This window comes from Alkalimonas amylolytica (genome assembly GCF_900107845.1).
In the GTDB taxonomy this organism is placed as follows: Bacteria; Pseudomonadota; Gammaproteobacteria; order Enterobacterales; family Alteromonadaceae; genus Alkalimonas; species Alkalimonas amylolytica.
Genome location: NZ_FNRM01000003.1, coordinates 158460 through 177277 on the forward strand (window position 1 = coordinate 158460; position 18818 = coordinate 177277).

Below are 18818 nucleotides of genomic sequence, written 5' to 3' on the forward strand. Positions count from 1 at the left end.
CAGACTATGTACAGCTTGAACTTCGGCAGCCTGACCATCGAGCAGTTTCTGGCCGAATACTGGCAGCAAAAACCGCTGCTTATCAAGGGCGGTTTTGCTAACTTTCAGGATCCCATCTCAGCCGATGAACTGGCAGGGTTGGCACTGGATGAACAGGTCGATGGCCGCCTCATCCAGAAGGATGGCGGCAACTGGCAGCTGGATGAAGGGCCTTTTGATAGCTTCGATAAGTACGGCGACCAAAACTGGACCTTGCTGGTGCAGGCCGTTGATTACTGGCAACCCGATGCCGCACGGCTGCTGGAGCCATTTCGTTTTATCCCGAACTGGCGGATTGACGATCTGATGGTCAGCTTCTCTGCACCGGGTGGTGGCGTTGGCCCGCACCTGGATCAGTACGATGTGTTTATCATTCAGGGCATGGGCAAACGGCGCTGGCGCGTTGGTATGCCGGATGCCAGTCTGGAGCAATTCTGCCCGCACCCTCGCCTGTTGCAAGTCAGTGATTTTAACGCTTGCATCGATGACGTGATGGAACCTGGCGATATCCTGTACATTCCGCCGGGCTGCCCACATGATGGTATTTCACTTGAGCCCAGTCTTAATTATTCGGTTGGCTTTCGCGCTCCGGCACAAAAAGACTTAATCGGCGGCCTGGCCGATTACCTGCTCGACTTTCAGATAGAAGGAGAACGGTTCAACGACCCAGGCCGGCTGCGCAGTCTGTCGCCAGGTGAAATCAACAGCCGAGATTTAGGTCAGGTTCGGCAATTGATGCAGCAACTGCTGGCAGACGATGATTTGCTAAGCCACTGGTTTGGCAGCTACATCAGCCAAGCCAAGCGTGAGCTGGATTTGCAGGAGCCGGAACCTCATTATCAGGCTGAAGAAATTGCCGAATACCTGGATGAAGGCTCAGTACTTGGCCGTCTTGGCGGGCTGAGATGTTGCTACCAGCAAGCCAAAGCAGAGGGCGATGTGCAGCTGTTTATCAACGGTGATCGCTTTCCACTGCCAGCCAATGAAATCGACAGTGCCCGCTTACTAACCGATCGCAGTCAGCTAACTGAAGCCGAATGCCGCCACTTTGTGCAAACTCCAGAGCGTCTTGCTTTTATTACCCAACTAATTAATCAAGGCTATTGGTACTTTGTTGAGTAAGCTACACAAAAAAGCCGCCAACAGGCGGCTTTGTAAGGCAAGCTTTACGCTTAAGCCGGCTGTTGTACTTGCCAGATTGTTTCATTGTCAAACAGATCGTACAGCCCATGCGCTCGGCTAATCAACAGGTTAGCAAAGTCTAACTGGGTTTTATCCCCCTGCTGTGTATCCAGGATCTGCTGGGCTTTTAACTGCCATTGAAACGAAAAGGCGCGTATTGCCTCTTTTGCATTTTTAGCACCACTAAGCGCCATATGATCGGTCGGCAAATCGCCGGTCAGCACCCAGAACTCTTTACGATCCTGGCTTTTAATGCGCCATACCGCAACCAAAGGCACTAAATAACGCGATTCTGTCACCACCACCTGATCTGGCAGTATGCCTTTGGATGCCAGGTACTGATTGGCTTTTTGGAACTGGCTGCGGACCCATTCACTTTGCTGTTGCTCTGTCAGTTGTTCACTCATGACTACTATCTACTTTATTAATCCAGTGCCTACTCTATGCCAGCACAGGCTGACAATCAAGCTTGGTCAGACTAAGCCTTTCTTATCAACAGCCACCTGGTCAAACCAGCTAAAAATTCAGACACAGTCTGGCGTAAGCCAGAATGAAATGATACATTGCGCAGCGCAAAATTCGGTCTGGTATTGGTGATAACAATGCACAGATCCATCATTTTTATGCCAGCGGAGAGTGAAAGTGGCCGTATTCAATCACACAGAGTTTGATCAGCACGAACAAGTTGTCTTTTGCAGTGATGAGGCAACCGGTTTAAAAGCCATTATCGCGGTACACAGCACTGCTTTAGGGCCAGCCGTCGGTGGCTGCCGGTTATGGAATTATGCCAGTGACGAAGAAGCAATCCGCGATGTGCTGCGTTTATCCAAGGGCATGACCTATAAAAATGCCATGGCAGGTTTGCCCATAGGCGGTGGCAAGTCAGTGATTATCGGTGATGCCAAAACCATCAAATCCGAAGCCTTATTCCGTGCTTTTGGTCGGCATCTGCACCGTCTGGGTGGCAGCTACTACAGCGCCGAAGACGTGAATATCACCACCGGTGATATTATGATGGTCAATAAAGAAACCCCTTATGTTGCAGGGCTGGAAGGCAAAAGCGGTAATCCAGGGCCTTTCACCGCTATCGGCACCTACCAGGGTATCCGTGCTGCAGCTAAACACCAATTTGGGGTCGACTCACTAAAAGGCTTGAAAGTTGCCATCCAAGGCCTTGGTAGTGTTGGTTTTTATCTATGCGAACACTTGTACAAAGAAGGCGCTGAACTTTTTGTCACCGATATCAACGAGCAAGCCATTGAACGTGCAGTGAAGCAGTTCGGCGCAACCGCTGTTGCACTGGATGAAATCTACGCCCAGGATGTCGATATTTATGCGCCTTGCGCTTTAGGTGCTACCTTGAATGATGACACCATACCGCAATTAAATGCCAAAGTGGTCGCTGGTTGTGCCAACAACCAACTGCAAAAAGCCCGTCATGGTGACATGCTGCGCGAGCGTGGTATTTTGTATGCACCGGATTACGTTATCAATGCAGGCGGTATCATTAATGTGTACATGGAAATGCGTCCGGAAGGTTACAACGCTGATGACGCAACTGCCAAGGTAAACCAGATTTACGATACCTTGCTGCAAATTTTCCAGCGCGCAGACCATGAGCAAAAATCCACCCATCTGGTAGCCGATATTATGGCCCAGGAAATTATCGCCAAAGGCCGATAGTCTGTTGGCTTAACAATAAAAAAGGACCCTAGGGTCCTTTTTTATTACGTAACAGCGAGTTCAAAGTTCACCTGGCTTGAAGCTATCGACACTGATGGCTTCAAAGCGCAGTTTGTTCATATGGTGCAGCTGCTCCGCTTGCTCAGATGTTACAATACCAGCGGCTTCCGCTTCGGTAATGGCTTGCTCCATCGGGACTTTGCGGCTGATTTTGCCATCACGCTGTGCCAGTAAAATAGCTTTTAACTGCGGCTGCGCCTGATGCATCTCGATAAACGCCTGTTCCATTAATCCTGTTGGATCCTGCTCTCCCTCACCAATGTAGCAAAGATGCGTCAGGCGATCGCGGATCACGCCTGGCTTGGATAGCGCATCACAAATATCCATGCAGATATCATCGGCTGGCATTTTGTAGCCAATGCCAAATGGGAAAATTAACCGCTTTAATAGCACTGCCACCACACGGGATGGGAAGTTGGCAAAGAAACCATCAAAAGCCCGGCCAATTTCTGCCAATGATCGCTGCAGATTGTAATGCACAAAAGGCAGATCCGCTTGCTGACGACCATTGTCTTCGTAAAACTTCAATACAGCCGAAGCCATATACAAGTGACTCAGCACATCACCTAACCGAGCCGACAGCATTTCTTTGCGCTTTAAATCGCCACCCAGCATCAGCATGGAGATATCCGCTGTCAGCGCCAAGGCCCGGCTCATACGGCTTAGCTGCTTGTAATAACGGGCCGTTTCACCTGCCATCGGGCTTTTATTAAAAGCGGCAGCAGTTAACCCCTGCCACAAACAGCTGAAGGTATTGCCAAGGGCAAAACCAACATGGCGCAGTAACAAACCATCAAATTGTTGTAAGCCTTCATTCGCATCCGGGTTTGCTGCGGCTTGCAACTCAGCCAGCACATAAGGATGGCAACGGGTAGCGCCCTGGCCAAAAATCATCAGGTTGCGGGTTAAGATATTGGCCCCTTCCACCGTAATGGATATAGGCACGCCCATGTAACCATGCGCCAAATAGTTTTTTGGCCCTAGTTGAATGGCCCTGCCAGCATGAATATCAAAGGCATCGTTTAAAATGGTGCGGGACATTTCTGTCATGTGGTATTTGGCGATAGCCGTCACTACGCCAGGGCTGAGTTTTAAGTCAATGGCACCAGCCGTCATCACCCGCATCGCCTCCAAACCATAGGTAAGGCCACCGATACGGGCAAAAGCTTCCTGCACCCCTTCGAATTTGCCAATCGACAAGCCAAACTGCTGACGAACGTAGCTGTAAGCACCAGTCATCCGGCTGGCTAAATGGCCGGTTGCCGTTGCTAGTGCAGGCAAAGAAATACCGCGACCGGCTGATAAACACTCCACCAACATCCGCCAACCACGACCGGCGTAATCCGGACCACCGATGATCCAATCCAACGGAATAAACACATCTTTACCATAGGTGGTACCATTCATAAAGGCCATGCCCATCGGGAAATGACGATCGCCAATCTCCACGCCTGGATGCGACGTCGGGATTAACGCACAGGTGATGCCAATGTCTTTCTTGTCACCGAGCAAGCCATCCGGGTCGAACATTTTAAAGGCCAAGCCCAGCACAGTTGCCACCGGGGATAAGGTAATGTAGCGCTTATCCCAGTTTAAACGAATACCAACGACCTCTTTGCCTTCAAACTCACCGCGACAAATTACGCCAGTATCCGGAATACCCCCCGCATCCGAGCCTGCTTCCGGGCCGGTTAAGGCAAAACAAGGCACATCTCTGCCATCGGCCAGGCGAGGTAACCAGTAATCTTTTTGCTGATCCGTACCATAGTGCATCAGCAACTCACCCGGGCCTAAGGAGTTAGGCACCATCACGGTCACAGCGGCGGTCAGGCTGCGGCTGGCTATGCGCGAAACAATAGTGGAGTTGGCGATAGCCGAAAAGCCCCTGCCGCCGTAGCTCTTCGGTATGATCATGGCAAAGAAGCCTTCCTGCTTCAGGTAGTCCCAGACCTTCTCAGGCAAGTCGCGCTTTTTCTGAACAATGTCATAATCATCCAGCATGGCAAGCAAGGTCTCTACCTGCTCGTCCATAAAGGCTTGCTCATCCTCACTCAGCTTTGGCTTGGGGTACTGATGCATTTTCTGCCAATCGGGTTTGCCTTGAAATAAATCCCCATCCCACCAAACATCACCTGCTTCCATAGCCTGCTGCTCGGTTTCAGACAATGGCGGCAGAATTTTCTTGAACACCTTAAATATGGGCGCTGAAATCAGCGCCCGACGGATTGGCGGTACGCCAAGTAATACCGCCAGAGTAATAATAAGAATCAATAACAAATTCATGGTTGGTCCTTAAGAGGCAGCTTGTGCCATGGAGTTAAGTTGTTCTGGATAAATCACGGGTGCAGCGATACCGGCTGCCAGATAGGGCAGTAACCGCCGAATCACACTTTCAATATCTGCCTGCTGCTGATAATCTGCAGCTGCAATATCAAACAAAGCTTCACTGGAGGCCATAGTAAACACCACAGTTCCCAGCGAGAAATGCAAGCGCCAGAAAATTTCTGCAGCGTCTAAGCCGGGACAAGATTGCTGTACCAATAAGACGAATTTATTCAGCACCGAACCGTAGTGGTGACTGATAAACTTACGCAAATGCCCTTGTACATCAGTATAGCCCCGCCCCAGCAGTTGCAAAAATAAGGTAGTGCCCTGACGCTTAATCTGTTCAAGCTCCAACAAAGGTTGCACAAAGACTGCGAGCACCTCGGGCAATTGGGTTGGCTTTTGCCGGGCAAGCAACACTTCAAACTGATGCTCCAGCCGAGGCATCACAACCTTTAGGTAACGCTGCAGCACTGCTTGGATTAAGGCCTTCTTTGAGCCAAAATGATAATTGACTGCAGCCAGGTTAACTTCCGCCCGGCTGGTAATTTGCCGCAACGAGGTATCGTTAAAACCCGTTTCGGCGAACAAACTTTCAGCAGCATCAAGTATTTTTTGTTGGGTCTGGATTCGACTCATAGGCCCCTCATTTCAAACGACCGTTTGAAATGTACGTTTGAATCAAAACCCTGTCAAGCACTAATCCGATGAGTTAGCAAAGCAAAGACTTGCCCCGAAAAAGGGGTTGACAGTCATTAACAATTAAGCGAGTTTATAGTCATTGTGTATTTCCCAACCAAAGGAGGAGTTTATGCCTGTATTGCTGAATCAGCATTGCCGCTGCTATTGTGCTTCTCCTTTTGTGTCCCCTTACTACTTGTCCGAGTGGTTCAACAATTAGCCATACCGCTGTGCCAAACAGTGGTGTGATCGCTAAGTAGTCATTTTTTACTTTCAAGCGTCTGCTTTTCATCTCACCTGATTGCATTTGTTGCTGTGACACCGATCCAGCCTGTGTATCTGGCACAGCTTTAACTATCAGACTGCCGCTTCACGGCAGCCAATAAAGCAAAATGAGGAAGAAGCATGAAAACAGTAAACACTGGAGTAAGCAAAGTTGCGTTGGCAACCTTGACTGCCCTCTTTGGTCTGCAAGGACTGCACGCGGAGGAAACGGAGGTCCAAGCAAAAGAAGTCGAACGCATCGCCATTACCGGCTCCCGTCTCAGAGGAGTGGACATGGAAGGGGCAAACCCGGTACAAATCATCAGCCGGGACGAGTTAGAAAGCCGTGGCTATGACAGCGTCAGCGCCTTTTTACGCGACTTACCACAAGCCGCCAGTGCAGGCACTTTTAGTGAGAATGGTGCCACGGCTACCGCAGCAGGTGCGCCAGCTGGTTCATCAGGTGTTAGCTTACGCGGCCTTGGTAGCAGCTCGACGCTGGTATTGGTCAATGGCCGTCGGGTAGCGGTTGACTCCTTTGCCAATGGCGCAGACTCTTTCGTCAACGTCAACACCATCCCGATGTCTGCCATTGAGCGCATTGAAGTTCTAACCGATGGTGCTTCCTCAGTGTACGGCTCAGATGCCATTGCCGGTGTCATCAACTTTATTCTGCGCGATGATGTCGAAGGCCATGAAGTCTCCGTTATGTACGGCAACGATACCAAGAGCAGTGATTTTGGACGCTACAACCTGACGTATGTGGGTGGCTTTAATACCGCTAGCAGCAACACCACCGTAGTCGTGGATTATTTCGACCGTAAAGCTCTGTTTAATGCCGATCGCCCTATTGATGTGACCTTCGCACTGCGAACCTCGCTCGGCATTGATGGTCAAAACCATCCGGAAGCCTGGTGCGGCGCCGATACGGTTCGTGGAGGTACTGAATGCCGCTACGACTACGTGATGGAACGTGCCATCCAGCCGGAAACTGAACGACTAGGCGTCACCTTAAGCCACCTTCATCAGCTGGACAACAACATGGAGCTGTTTGCCGAAGGCATGTATCAACGCAACAAAGGGTCGGCCTACGATTCAGCTACCGCCTATACCGTCAATGTTGCAGCAGACTCCAGCCTGGTACCTGCTTACGTGCGTGAACTGAATCCAAACGATAGCACTATCATCGTCCGTACTCGCTTTCCGGAACGCCGGCAACAAGCATACGATACCGAGTCATTCCGTATGTTAGCGGGGCTGCGCGGTGAAGCTGGTGATTGGTTCTGGGAGGCGGCGGCAACCTATGGCGTAACAGAGAATGAAGTACGCCACATTCGTGGTTACTTCAACCGTGAAGCTGTTCTTGCTGGTATTGCTAATCAAAGTTACAACCCTTTTAATTTGGGCCGTGACAACAGCGAAGCGACACTGGCAGCACTGCGCAGCGAAGCACCTCGTCGAGGTCGTTCAGAAACGCACAGCTTTGATTTTAATCTCTCAGGTGAACTGTTTGAGCTGCCAGCTGGTTTTGTTAGCTCGGTGTTTGGCGGGGAATACCGCTCCGAAGACATCAAAGATACGCCAGCCCCTATTGCCGCTGCCGATGGCGTTTATGGTTTGGGTGCACGTGATGCACAGGCTGATCGGACCCAATATGCACTCTACGGTGAGTTTAACCTGCCTCTGACCGATGACATTGATGCCATTGCGGCGATTCGTTACGATCATTACAGCGACTTTGGCGGCGACGTTAATCCAAAACTGTCGTTACGTTGGCGTGCAACCGATGCGCTGATCTTACGCGCTTCCTGGAGCACAGGCTTCAGAGCGCCATCACTCTCACAACTGGGTGCCGGCCGGGCTCTGGCGACCGGTTACATCAACTGTGGCCCTGGCGAAGAGTTTGATGCTTTGTGTGGCAACTTCGATGATGAAGTAAGTTTTGATCAGGAAACCCGTGGCAACCCGAACCTGGATGCAGAAAGCTCTGAAGCCATCAACATCGGTTTTTCCTGGAACCTGACTGATAACCTGCAATTGACAGCCGATTACTGGCGCTATGAGCACAAAGACATTGTCGATGTGGATGCCAACACCACACTGCGCAACTGTTTAAGTGGCGCGGCTCCAACAGTCACGGATGAGGCCAACTTGGCTGGTTTTGGCTGCGTTATAAGTAGCGACGGCGATCTGGTCTTCCTGCGGACAGGTTTCTTTAACGTGGGTAAGCAAAAGACCGATGGCTTGGATCTGAAGCTGAACTATCGCCTGGACACGCAAGACTATGGCCAGTTTAATTTCTTTGCCAATGCCACCAAAACCTTCAGCTATGAGCGTCAAATTACACCAGACAGCGCACCACAAGATTTGCTGGGCCGTTTAAGCGGCGCCAACGAAATCGCACGGCCAGATTTGGTGGCGGATTTTGGCACCGACTGGCGCCATGGCAATTGGAGTCTGGGCCTGACAGCCAACTACATCGCCAGCATGGGCGACGGTGACTTTAAGTGGGGCGGCAATGAGACCGTATCGTCTTGGTTAGTGCTCAACGCCAGCGCAGGCTATGACTTTGGTGATTACGGCCGGCTGCAACTGGCAGTGCGTAACCTGACGGATAAGAAGCCGCCTTATGCATCATCACCTACCGATGGTTATGCCAGCTCAGTGCATGACTGGCTAGGTGCAACCTATACCCTACGCTATACCTACAACTTCTAACCGGCTTTGTTTCTCCTGGTAAGTTTGGGGCCTTTGTGGCCCCTTTTTTATTCCATTGGAAGCATGGCCTGCGCCAACACTAAGTTCAGGCGCTCCTTGTACTGTGCAACGCTCTGTAACTCCTCATCCGTCAGTTGGTTTTTAGTCAACAAAGAGACCGTGCGAAGCGCTAGCTCTTTCTGGCTTGCGGACAAGCCGCCCTCTTCAAACATCAGCGCCAGTACCTTGAGCACGCTAATCGGGATCTTGTTATTTTTAGGGGTTAGCTCCATGGCCTGTTCCAAGGCCGTTAGCGCTGCACCGTATTTTTTCTTTTTAAAAAACTCCACGGCCATGCTCTGCAGCTGCTTGGGTGTAAAATGAACCCGCTCTTGTTCATCGCACTCCTGCTCAACGTATTTTTTAACCACCATACCAGCCAGGTTATCGGATGAAATTTGTTTTTTCACCGCATCCATAATCAACGCTGCTTCTTCACGTCGCCCTAATTCATGGAAAATCTTCGCTTTATCCAGGTTATCATCCAGCGAAACGATAGGCCTGACAGACACATGGAGATCTATCAAGTTCTCTGCTTTTTTTCGTTCATCATTGGCAAGTAATAGACGTGCTTTGGCGATGGTAATTTGCTCTTTAAATAAAGCAGCATCTTTGTAGTCTTTTTCCAGTGCCTGAATATGGCGGTCGGTTTGCTGCAGTATTTTATGCGAGCGTTCATTATTTAAGGTTTGCGCCAAATCCAAACCAGCACGGATGACATTTAGAGCAAGGACAGGAGAATCATGCAATGAGTTTTTGGCATGTTTGGCCATAGCCTGAGTTGCCAGGTACTGACCTTCAAAATCATGGGTCAACCGGGCCAGATCCCAGACTTTTTTATTGCGCTCAATATTGCGCGGCGCCAGAGCCACCGCTTTTTTAATTTCGTCGTAGGCGCGATCAAAGTCCTGGCGCTCTATGTGGTACTGAGCAAGTAGATCGTAGGTCGCAAAGCGTGTATCCACCCGATCGGTCATCTCAGCCAGCAACTCTTCTATTTGTTGCATCTTATCTTGCTTGAGCAAGGCATTCACGTAACCAAGATGCACCCAGGACATTTGATGCTTTTGCCTTAACTCAAGGTAAAAGCGCTCCGCCTCTTCAAACTCTTGCAACTTTAGGAGTGCATCTCCTTTCATCCGCAATAGCTGCAAATAAAAACGTGATAATTTAGGGTTGAGCAGGTGTCGATCGACCTGATAAATGGCTTTACTGTAGTTTTTCAAATCAATGGCTTCATACACATCAAACAGAGTGCGCTTAATGTTCAACACCTGAGGCAAGCGTTGTTTGACTCTGGCTCTGTCCAATGGTTTGACCCAAAAATCATCTGGTTGCAACTCCACAATGCTGTTGACCAGACTTTCATCCGTTTCCGCACTAAGAAAAATGAGCACAGTGCGCTTATTGACATACCCTTTAAACTTTAACTCTTCCAGCAGATGGAAACCATCTTTATCGCTTTTGACATTGAAAGCACAAATCACAATATGAAAGCGATGTTGTTCGCATAAGCGTAAAGCATAATACGCATTTTCAGCGTATTTTATTTGTCGGATACCCAGTTCATCAAAAGCTTCTTTTAGCAAGTTATGCACCAGATACTGATCATCCACAATCAATACCTTCAAAGCTTCAAGGTTGCTTAAATCCGCTTTATCCATGCCTTAAAGGCTCCTTTGGTCAATGTTTGTTGCACGAAAAGTGTCTTCACTGATTATAGCGCTCACATCACTGAATGCCATGCAAATCGGGTCTTTGAATGGCTGGTGTAACAGACAAAGAGGCAGTGAGTACATCGCTGGCGTTCAAACGGATATTCAAGTAAAATACGCGCCCTTTTGTATGCACGGTGGTTTAGCATGTCACAGCCTAAAGTCGGATTTGTCAGTTTAGGATGCCCCAAGAATCTGGTCGATTCTGAGCGCATTTTGACGCAGTTAAAAAGTGATGGGTACCAAATCGTGCCGACTTATCACGATGCTGAGCTGGTGATAGTCAATACCTGCGGCTTTATTGACAGTGCGGTGCAGGAGTCGCTGGATACCATAGGCGAAGCGCTGGCTGAAAATGGCAAAGTCATTGTGACTGGCTGCCTTGGTGCACGGGAAGATGAAATTCGCCAAGTCCACCCAAATGTGCTCGGTATTACCGGGCCGCATGCCTATGAAAACGTGCTACAACAGGTGCACAGCGTTATACCAAAGCCTAAATACGATCCCTTTACCATGCTGGTACCGGATCAGGGGGTGAAGCTAACTCCACGTCACTACGCTTATTTAAAAATCTCTGAAGGCTGCAACCATCGCTGTACCTTCTGTATCATCCCATCCATGCGTGGCGATCTGGTCAGCCGGCCAATTGGCGAGGTACTGGATGAAGCGCAACGGCTGAAGAATGCCGGTGTCAAAGAGTTGCTGGTTATTTCACAAGATACCAGCGCCTATGGGGTCGATGTCAAGCACCGTATCGGCTTCTGGAATGGACAACCGGTAAAAACCGATATGCTGGCTTTGTGCCAGGCACTCACCGAACTGGGTATTTGGGTACGGCTACACTATGTCTACCCTTACCCGCATGTGGATCAGGTGATCCCCTTAATGGCCGAAGGTAAGTTGTTACCTTACCTGGATATTCCATTTCAGCATGCCAGCCCACGTATCCTGAAACTGATGAAGCGGCCCGGTCAGGCTGAACGGACGCTGGAGCGCATAAAGAAATGGCGGGCCATCTGCCCTGAGTTGACCATACGCTCCACCTTTATCGTTGGCTTTCCGGGCGAGACGGAAGAAGACTTCCAAATGCTGCTGGACTGGCTGCAAGAAGCCCAATTGGATCGGGTTGGCTGTTTTAAATACAGTCCGATCGATGGTGCCAAAGCCAATGAGTTGCCCGATCCAGTTCCGGAAGAGGTCAAAGAAGAACGCTACCACCGCTTTATGCAAACTCAGCAGGCGATCAGCGCGGCCCGCTTAGAGCGTAAAGTAGGCCAGCAACTGACCATTTTAATTGATGAAGTCAGTGCTGAAGGCGCTGTTGGCCGAAGCGCTGCCGATGCACCGGAAATTGACGGTGTGGTTTATCTGGATAATTCAGCTGATCTTAGCCCTGGTATGTTGGTACCGGTAAAAGTTACCCGCACCGACGCCTATGATCTGTGGGCAGAACGCCTGGTTTAACTCACGATGATTGAGCCTGTTGCGGCAAAAGTTGCTGCAACAGCGCGGCCAGGCGTTGATACGCAGGCTCCAATCTATCCTGCAGCCGCCATGCCAGATACATAGGGCGCCATACCCCTTCCTCCCCCAATGCCAATGATGCAATCAGCCCTTGCTGCAAGTAAGGCTCAGCCATCCAGCTTGGCAGCACAGCTACCCCTTGATTGGCCGCAACTTGCTGGATCATCTGGCTGCCTTGCTCAATAGGCTTAACTCGGCCCTGAAACGCATGTTGGGCGAGGAAAAACCGAAACAGATCCTGCCGCTGCTGAGGCACCGGATAACTTAAAATGGTTTGCTGAAGCAGTTGCTCTGGTTGGAGCCAGCTCTGCCGCGCCAAAGGGTGTTCTGGACTCACCAGCAAGCGCAGCTCCATCGGATACAAGTAATGATAGTGCACATGCTGCAATAAGCGCTGATCACTGGTCACGACCAAATCCAGTTCATCCTGCAGCAATGCTTCGATGGCCTGATGCTGAATACTCGCAGATAAATCCAGCTCCAGATCTGGCTCCTGGTGCAAAAATGCTTTAATGGCAGGTAACAACCAGTGATAACAAGCGTGGCACTCCACACAAAAACGGATTTCACACTTAGAAGCCTGCATTCCTTGCTTTAAGCTTTGCTCTGCCGCCCGCACAGCCGGCAATACCTGCTCAGCCAGCTGCAACAACAACTGCCCCGCTGGCAGAAATTGCAACGGCTCTGTTTTGCGTTCAAATAACCCTTGCTCCAACCGGTGCTCCAGTTCTTTAAGCTGATGTGATAAGGCAGACTGCGTGAGACACAACAGGTTCGCCGCAGCACTCACAGAACCGGTATCGCGCAATGCTTGAATGGCTTTGAGGTGTTTTAACTCAACCATGATGAGGTTTCTTCATTAACTTCAGGCTATTTTACAATTTGAGTTCCCCATCATAACCGGCAAGAGTAGACATATCAACATCTAGACGTCCAAATTGCAGGGAGGGGTGGTAATGCCCATGCGCAATTCAGTTTTTCCTGTACTGGCAAGTGCAAAGAGCTCAAGCGTGTGTTAGAGGCTGACGAAACCAGCAAGATGGCTGTTTAATGGCGTCTTACACCATTATTGACTCATTTTGGCAAACCATTGCGACTCATCAGGCTTCACAGGTCCACCATAAAGGTACGGTGCCAAGCTGACCCCGCTTGGCCTGGTGCTTTAGCGACTGGGTAAATCAAAAGAAGCAAACATGGTATCAATTTCATCCTGATTCCGCAGCAGATTGGCTTTTTCAACGACATCTTTGGTCAGATGAGGCGCAAAGCGCTGAATGAAGTCGTACATGTAGCTGCGTAAAAAAGCGCCTTTACGAAAACCTATCTTTGTAGTGGAAGCTTCAAATAAATGACTGGCATCCAGTGCTACCAGATCCTTATCCAAAGCTTGATCAATGGCCATCGTAGCGAGTACCCCTACCCCTAACCCAAGCCGGACATAGGTTTTCAAAACATCCGCATCGGTCGCTGTAAAAACGATTTTCGGTTCAAGGCCACAAGCATTAAAAGCTCTATCGAGCTCTGAGCGCCCGGTAAAACCAAACACATAGGTAACAATTGAGTACTGCGCAATATCTTCCACCGTCAATTTGCGTGAAAGCTGGGCTAATGGGTGATCGGGCATCACTATGATGCTGCGATTCCAGTGATAACAAGGCAACATCACCAAATCACCATAAAGATGCATGGCTTCTGTTGCAATAGCAAAGTCTGCATCACCACGGGAGGCGGCTTCAGAAATCTGCTGAGGCGAGCCCTGATGCATATGCAGGGTTACCTTCGGGTATTTTTCAATAAAGCCACCAATGACCGGTGGCAATGCATACCGCGCCTGAGTGTGAGTGGTAGCGATATTAAGTTTGCCCTGATCAGGTAAGGTGTGCTCTTTTGCTACCGCCTTGATGCTTTCAACCTTCGCCAGAATTTGCTGGGCAATCTCTATGACTTCTTTTCCGGCGGGAGTGACATGAGTCAAATGCTTGCCACTGCGGCCAAACACCTGAATACCTAACTCATCTTCCAGCATTCTGACTTGCTTACTGATTCCCGGCTGTGAGGTAAATAGGCTTTCCGCTGTGGCTGATACATTCAGGTTATGGTTAAGTACCTCGACAATATAGCGCAATTGCTGGAGTTTCATCAGTCGGTTCCCTGTCACAAGGCTGGGGCAAGTTACTGGATATTCCAGTTAACTTAGGATACTGTATTGTTCTATAACCAATAGTAGCTAAAAAAACATGGAAAGAGTAGGCGTCGACTATACGAAAAACCATTTTTCGAGTAGTTTAATTGCAAACCTCTGCCGGAATTGACCTCCTATGAGCAAATCGCCACTACCGATTGATTTCGCCTCTGTGCTGGCTTCTTCTGTCCACGATATGAAAAACTCGCTGTGCATGCTGCTGCAATCCATTGAGTTGATGCATACCGAGCTGAAAGAAAAAGCGCCCGACTCACAACAAGAGCTAGCCAAAATTCACTATGAAGCCAATCGGTTAAATACCAACTTACTGCAATTGCTCTCATTATACCGCCTTGAGCGGGATCAGCTGCCACTGCAAGTGGATGATTATTACCTGACTGACCTTCTGGAAGAGATTCAGCTCAAAAATGAACTCTACATAGCCCAGAAGCAGATTGAGCTTCAAATAGACTGTGATGAAGCACTGCATTGGTTTTTAGATCGCGATCTGATCACCAACCTACTGAATGATATTGTGGTGAATGCAATACGCTATACTCAACAAAGATTATGCATTAGGGCCTTTCAAAAAGACCAGGTGCTGGTGATCGAAGTGCATGATGATGGTGCCGGCTTTCCGGAAAACATGCTAACCAATAGCAAGCAATTAATGAACAAAATTGAATTAAGCCGTGGCCATACAGGGCTTGGCCTGTTTTTTGCACACTTAATTGCCTCAGCTCACCAACATCAAGGGCAGACGGGACGCATAGCGCTGACTAATGGCGGTTACTATGGTGGTGGTGTTTTTCAGCTGCAACTGCCATGAGCAGCGAGCAGTTATTTATTATGATTTCGAGGTGTAGATGTTACTAACTCTGATCATCATTCTGGTCATCGCTCTGGTGATTATCGCAGTGATTGTCAATGCTGTGCAGCAGCACCGTAATCGTATGGCTGCGCTTAAGCGTGCTGAGTTCAGCAAGCTACGCACCATTTTAGAAGATACAGAAGACATTTTGATCAATGCTGCCAATGTCCCTATGACTCCAGCCATTAGCCAGGTGCTACTTCGCCGTATTGCCTTTACGTTAAAAGCTATGGCCGAACTTGAACCTGGCTCCAAAGACATTAAAAACCGCCTAAATGAAACTCAGAGCCGCTTAAAAGGCTTTGATAGCGAATCAGCTGAGGGTCAGGTAGCTGAGGGCATTAGTCTGCCGGATGACGATAAGCTCTTAATCTCTTTAATTCAAGGCATTAAAAAATTACGCTTAATCTTGCGCTCTGAGCATGCCAGAGGCAATGTTGACACTCAGGTGGTGATACAAGAAGACAAACGGCTAGAGGCCCTGCAGTTGCGCATCAATGTTGAAAGCCAAATTAAACGTGGTATGAAAGCACGCTCAACTCAGATGCTGGGATCAGCCCGTCAATATTTTGAGAAAGCCTTAACAGCACTGGATGGCTCACCCCACCAAACCGAGTACGTGGTGACTCGCAAATCTGAAGTGATCCAGTCGCTGCAGGAGATTTCCGACGAGCTTAAAAACAGCAACCAACGCGATCGGGACAAAAAAGCGCAACAAGAAAACAAAGATCTGGACGAGTTGTTCGCACCAAAGCGCAAATGGTAAAAAACCAGCCGAAGCTGGTTTTTTTTAAGACTGATCGTTCAGGCTTTTTCAGTCACCTTCCAGCGTCCATTTTCAAACCAAGCTGACCAACCGGTCGCTTTGCCGTTGCTTTCAGTCATCACGTACTGCTGCTTGGTTTTCCGGCTCCAGCGTACAATAGTTGGGTTGCCCTCAGCATCTTTGTTTGGTGCATCCGCTAAATAATGAAATTTCGGTGATAACCGCTCCCGAAACCGCGCCAGCTCTTCCACCAAAGGCGCTCTGGTTTCACGTGATTTCGGGAAAGTAGACGCCGCCAGGAAAATTCCTGCCGCCCCATCACGCAACACAAAGTACGCATCCGACTTTTCGCATTTTAGCTCAGGCAAGTGCACCGGATCCTCTTTTGGTGGCGCTGCTTCGCCGTTGCGCAGCAACTTACGGGTATTTTTGCAGGCGCTGTTGGTGCAACCAAAATACTTACCAAAACGGCCAGACTTTAACTGCATCTCTGAGCCGCATTTATCGCATTCTATCACGGGGCCATCATAGCCTTTGATTTTGAAGCTGCCCTGCTCCACCATAAAGCCATCACAGGTGGGATTATTACCACACACATGCAGTTTGCGTTTTTCATCAATCAGGTAAGAGTCCATCGCGGTACCGCATTTAACGCAGCGGCGTTTATGGCGCAACGCTTCGGCTTCCTGCTCTTCGTCATCCACATCGGCCACGGCTTCATCACCAGGCACCAGGTTCATGGTGGTGGTACAGCGCTCTTTGGGTGGTAATTGATAGCCCGAACATCCCAAAAACACGCCGGTTGAAGCAGTACGAATGCCCATTTTCCGGCCGCAGGTCGGGCAGTCAATATCGGTCAGGACAAACTGGTTGGCTTTCATACCACCTTCAGTTTCATCTGATTCGGCTTGTTTGAGTTGCTCAGAAAAACCGAGGTAAAAGCTATCGAGCACCTCGCGCCAGGACACCTCGCCATGAGCAATGTCATCCAGCTTCAGTTCCATATTGGCGGTAAAGTCAAAACTCATCAGTTCTTCGAAGTTATCCCGCAGCCGGTCGGTGACAATCTCTCCCATTTTCTCGGCATAGAAGCGTTTATTGTCAATCCGTACGTAACCTCTGTCCTGAATGGTTGAAATGATAGACGCATAGGTTGAAGGCCGGCCAATACCTCGCTTTTCTAACTCTTTCACCAAACTGGCTTCGCTAAAACGAGCTGGTGGTTTGGTAAAGTGCTGCTGAGGAACTAACTGTTCCAGGGTTAACACCTCACCTGGCTTTACATCCGGCAATACCGAATCCTCTTCGCCCTTCCGCTTTACGGCTGGCTGCACCCGGGTCCAACCGTCGAAGCGTAACACCCGGCCTTTGGCTTTTAATTCATAATCGCCTGCATCAACCGTGATGGTCGTAACGTCGTATTGTGCAGCCGGCATCTGACAGGCCACAAACTGGCGCCAAATTAAATCGTACAGTTTACGGGCATCGGCTTCCATATCCCCCAGCGCTGTCGCCTGAACCTGAACATCGGATGGACGAATGGCTTCATGCGCTTCCTGGGCATTGTCTTTACTGCCGTAGCGCAAAGGCTCAGGTGGCAAGTACTGCTTACCAAAACTCTGCTCAATAAAATCACGGCAGGCATTAACAGCATCCTGGCTTAGATTGGTCGAGTCGGTTCGCATGTAGGTGATGTGGCCGGCTTCGTACAAGCGCTGCGCCAACATCATGGTTTTTTTCACCCCATAACCTAAACGGGTACTGGCAGCTTGTTGCAAAGTCGACGTGATAAAAGGTGCTGATGCCTTGCTACTGCTAGGTTTATCTTCACGCTTAGCGACCCGGTAGTCAGCTTGCTGCAACTGCGCCAACGCCTGGTCAGTCTGCGTTTTGTTGACAGGCCGGAAGGCTTGGCCCTGATGTTTACTGACATCCAGCAGCAAAGGGGTGGCAGAGGCGGTGGTGGTATCGGCTTGAACTGTCCAGTACTCTTCCGGGTTAAAAGCCTTGATTTCGCGCTCGCGCTCCACCACCAGCCGCACGGCAACCGACTGCACCCGGCCAGCGGATAAACCGCGGGCAATTTTCTTCCACAGCAGCGGCGACACCATAAAGCCTACCACCCGGTCTAAGAAACGACGGGCCTGCTGGGCATTTACCCGATCGACATTCACAACACCTGGCTCTTCAAAAGCTTGTTGAATAGCATTTTTGGTGATTTCGTTAAAAACCACCCGTTTGAACTTGGTAGGCTCACCGCCGATAATTTGCTGCAGATGCCAGGCGATGGCTTCCCCTTCTCTGTCCAAATCCGTTGCCAGATACACAGTCTCAGCCTTCTCAGCCAGTGTTTTTAGCTCTTTGACTACTTTCTCTTTGCCCGGCAGAATTTCGTATCTGGCCTGCCAGCCGTTGGCCGGGTCAATACCCATTCGATCGACCAAAGCCTGATAGGCTTTCTCTTCCTTACTGAGCGTCGTACTGGCTTTTTTGGCTTTTTCCTTGCTGGAGCTGGTCGGTAAATCGCGAATATGCCCCACGCTGGATTTCACAATAAAATTTGTGCCCAGATACTTATTAATCGTCTTTGCTTTTGCCGGTGACTCGACTATTACCAGTGATTTCGCCATCTCAACCCTAAGAATGTTTGAATTTTTGCGCTTTTGGAACCTTCTTTTTTAACGTATATCTGCAAACTGAAGTTGTGACAAGCCCATAAACTCATTATTATGCTGTCAAGCTCTGTTTTTTGAGCTCCTTGGTGGTTAA

General features: G+C 49.5%; 13 protein-coding genes. 6 read left to right on the forward strand and 7 right to left on the reverse strand.

The features are described 5' to 3' along the window. The first annotated feature begins 6 nt into the window (after positions 1 to 6). Positions 7 to 1161: a ribosomal protein uL16 3-hydroxylase gene (locus BLW37_RS06970; RefSeq protein ID WP_091342006.1), complete on the forward strand. Its 1155-nt coding sequence runs from the start codon at positions 7 to 9 to the stop codon at positions 1159 to 1161. 50 nt (positions 1162 to 1211) lie between these two features. Here BLW37_RS06970 and BLW37_RS06975 read toward each other — a convergent pair whose 3' ends face one another. Further along, entirely contained in the window at positions 1212 to 1628 is a 417-nt protein-coding gene (locus tag BLW37_RS06975; protein WP_091341354.1) for a DUF4826 family protein, read from the reverse strand. A gap of 235 nt (positions 1629 to 1863) precedes the next feature. Here BLW37_RS06975 and BLW37_RS06980 point away from each other — a divergent pair, with 235 nt between their 5' ends. After that, entirely contained in the window at positions 1864 to 2904 is a 1041-nt protein-coding gene (locus BLW37_RS06980) for a Leu/Phe/Val dehydrogenase (protein ID WP_091342008.1), read from the forward strand. A 60-nt stretch (positions 2905 to 2964) separates the two neighbouring features. On the opposite strand, the gene BLW37_RS06985 is transcribed toward BLW37_RS06980, so the two are convergent. Beyond that, positions 2965 to 5247 carry an acyl-CoA dehydrogenase gene (locus BLW37_RS06985; RefSeq protein WP_091341356.1) on the reverse strand — a complete coding sequence of 761 codons (2283 nt, stop codon included), beginning with the start codon at positions 5245 to 5247 and terminating at the stop codon, positions 2965 to 2967. Between the two features lie 9 nt (positions 5248 to 5256). Next, positions 5257 to 5928: a TetR family transcriptional repressor PsrA gene (gene psrA, locus BLW37_RS06990; RefSeq protein ID WP_091341357.1), complete on the reverse strand. Its 672-nt coding sequence runs from the start codon at positions 5926 to 5928 to the stop codon at positions 5257 to 5259. Between the two features lie 447 nt (positions 5929 to 6375). Between psrA and BLW37_RS07000 the strand changes: the two genes are divergently transcribed. Further along, complete coding sequence (locus tag BLW37_RS07000; RefSeq protein ID WP_091341361.1) at positions 6376 to 8952, forward strand: TonB-dependent receptor; 2577 nt, start codon at positions 6376 to 6378, stop codon at positions 8950 to 8952. 47 nt (positions 8953 to 8999) lie between these two features. On the opposite strand, the gene BLW37_RS07005 is transcribed toward BLW37_RS07000, so the two are convergent. Next, positions 9000 to 10655: a response regulator gene (locus tag BLW37_RS07005; RefSeq protein ID WP_091341362.1), complete on the reverse strand. Its 1656-nt coding sequence runs from the start codon at positions 10653 to 10655 to the stop codon at positions 9000 to 9002. 198 nt (positions 10656 to 10853) lie between these two features. Between BLW37_RS07005 and rimO the strand changes: the two genes are divergently transcribed. Then, complete coding sequence (gene rimO, locus BLW37_RS07010; RefSeq protein ID WP_091341364.1) at positions 10854 to 12170, forward strand: 30S ribosomal protein S12 methylthiotransferase RimO; 1317 nt, start codon at positions 10854 to 10856, stop codon at positions 12168 to 12170. A gap of 1 nt (position 12171) precedes the next feature. Here the strand turns inward: rimO and BLW37_RS07015 are convergent, their stop codons facing one another. Both BLW37_RS07015 and cysB read right to left on the reverse strand, forming a co-directional pair. Next, entirely contained in the window at positions 12172 to 13074 is a 903-nt protein-coding gene (locus BLW37_RS07015; RefSeq protein WP_091341365.1) for a LysR substrate-binding domain-containing protein, read from the reverse strand. A 318-nt stretch (positions 13075 to 13392) separates the two neighbouring features. Then, on the reverse strand, positions 13393 to 14370 hold the full coding sequence (gene cysB, locus BLW37_RS07020; RefSeq protein ID WP_091341367.1) for an HTH-type transcriptional regulator CysB: 978 nt from the start codon (positions 14368 to 14370) through the stop codon (positions 13393 to 13395). 178 nt (positions 14371 to 14548) lie between these two features. Between cysB and BLW37_RS07025 the strand changes: the two genes are divergently transcribed. Together BLW37_RS07025 and BLW37_RS07030 are read left to right on the forward strand one after the other, a co-directional pair. Continuing rightward, positions 14549 to 15241 (forward strand): sensor histidine kinase, encoded by a 693-nt coding sequence (locus BLW37_RS07025; protein ID WP_091341369.1) that lies wholly within the window; start codon positions 14549 to 14551, stop codon positions 15239 to 15241. A 37-nt stretch (positions 15242 to 15278) separates the two neighbouring features. Further along, entirely contained in the window at positions 15279 to 16049 is a 771-nt protein-coding gene (locus BLW37_RS07030; RefSeq protein WP_091341371.1) for a hypothetical protein, read from the forward strand. A 38-nt stretch (positions 16050 to 16087) separates the two neighbouring features. On the opposite strand, the gene topA is transcribed toward BLW37_RS07030, so the two are convergent. Then, positions 16088 to 18679, reverse strand: a complete 2592-nt coding sequence (topA, locus tag BLW37_RS07035) for a type I DNA topoisomerase (RefSeq protein WP_091341373.1) — start codon at positions 18677 to 18679, stop codon at positions 16088 to 16090. Positions 18680 to 18818: the final 139 nt, after the last annotated feature.

Coding starts and splice junctions, on each gene's coding strand:
- BLW37_RS06970 (WP_091342006.1), top strand. CDS start 7: ATGTACAGCTTGAACTTCGGCAGCCTGACCATCGAGCAGTTTCTGGCC.
- BLW37_RS06975 (WP_091341354.1), bottom strand. CDS start 1,628: ATGAGTGAACAACTGACAGAGCAACAGCAAAGTGAATGGGTCCGCAGC.
- BLW37_RS06985 (WP_091341356.1), bottom strand. CDS start 5,247: ATGAATTTGTTATTGATTCTTATTATTACTCTGGCGGTATTACTTGGC.
- psrA (WP_091341357.1), bottom strand. CDS start 5,928: ATGAGTCGAATCCAGACCCAACAAAAAATACTTGATGCTGCTGAAAGT.
- BLW37_RS07000 (WP_091341361.1), top strand. CDS start 6,376: ATGAAAACAGTAAACACTGGAGTAAGCAAAGTTGCGTTGGCAACCTTG.
- BLW37_RS07005 (WP_091341362.1), bottom strand. CDS start 10,655: ATGGATAAAGCGGATTTAAGCAACCTTGAAGCTTTGAAGGTATTGATT.
- rimO (WP_091341364.1), top strand. CDS start 10,854: ATGTCACAGCCTAAAGTCGGATTTGTCAGTTTAGGATGCCCCAAGAAT.
- BLW37_RS07015 (WP_091341365.1), bottom strand. CDS start 13,074: ATGGTTGAGTTAAAACACCTCAAAGCCATTCAAGCATTGCGCGATACC.
- cysB (WP_091341367.1), bottom strand. CDS start 14,370: ATGAAACTCCAGCAATTGCGCTATATTGTCGAGGTACTTAACCATAAC.
- BLW37_RS07025 (WP_091341369.1), top strand. CDS start 14,549: ATGAGCAAATCGCCACTACCGATTGATTTCGCCTCTGTGCTGGCTTCT.
- BLW37_RS07030 (WP_091341371.1), top strand. CDS start 15,279: ATGTTACTAACTCTGATCATCATTCTGGTCATCGCTCTGGTGATTATC.
- topA (WP_091341373.1), bottom strand. CDS start 18,679: ATGGCGAAATCACTGGTAATAGTCGAGTCACCGGCAAAAGCAAAGACG.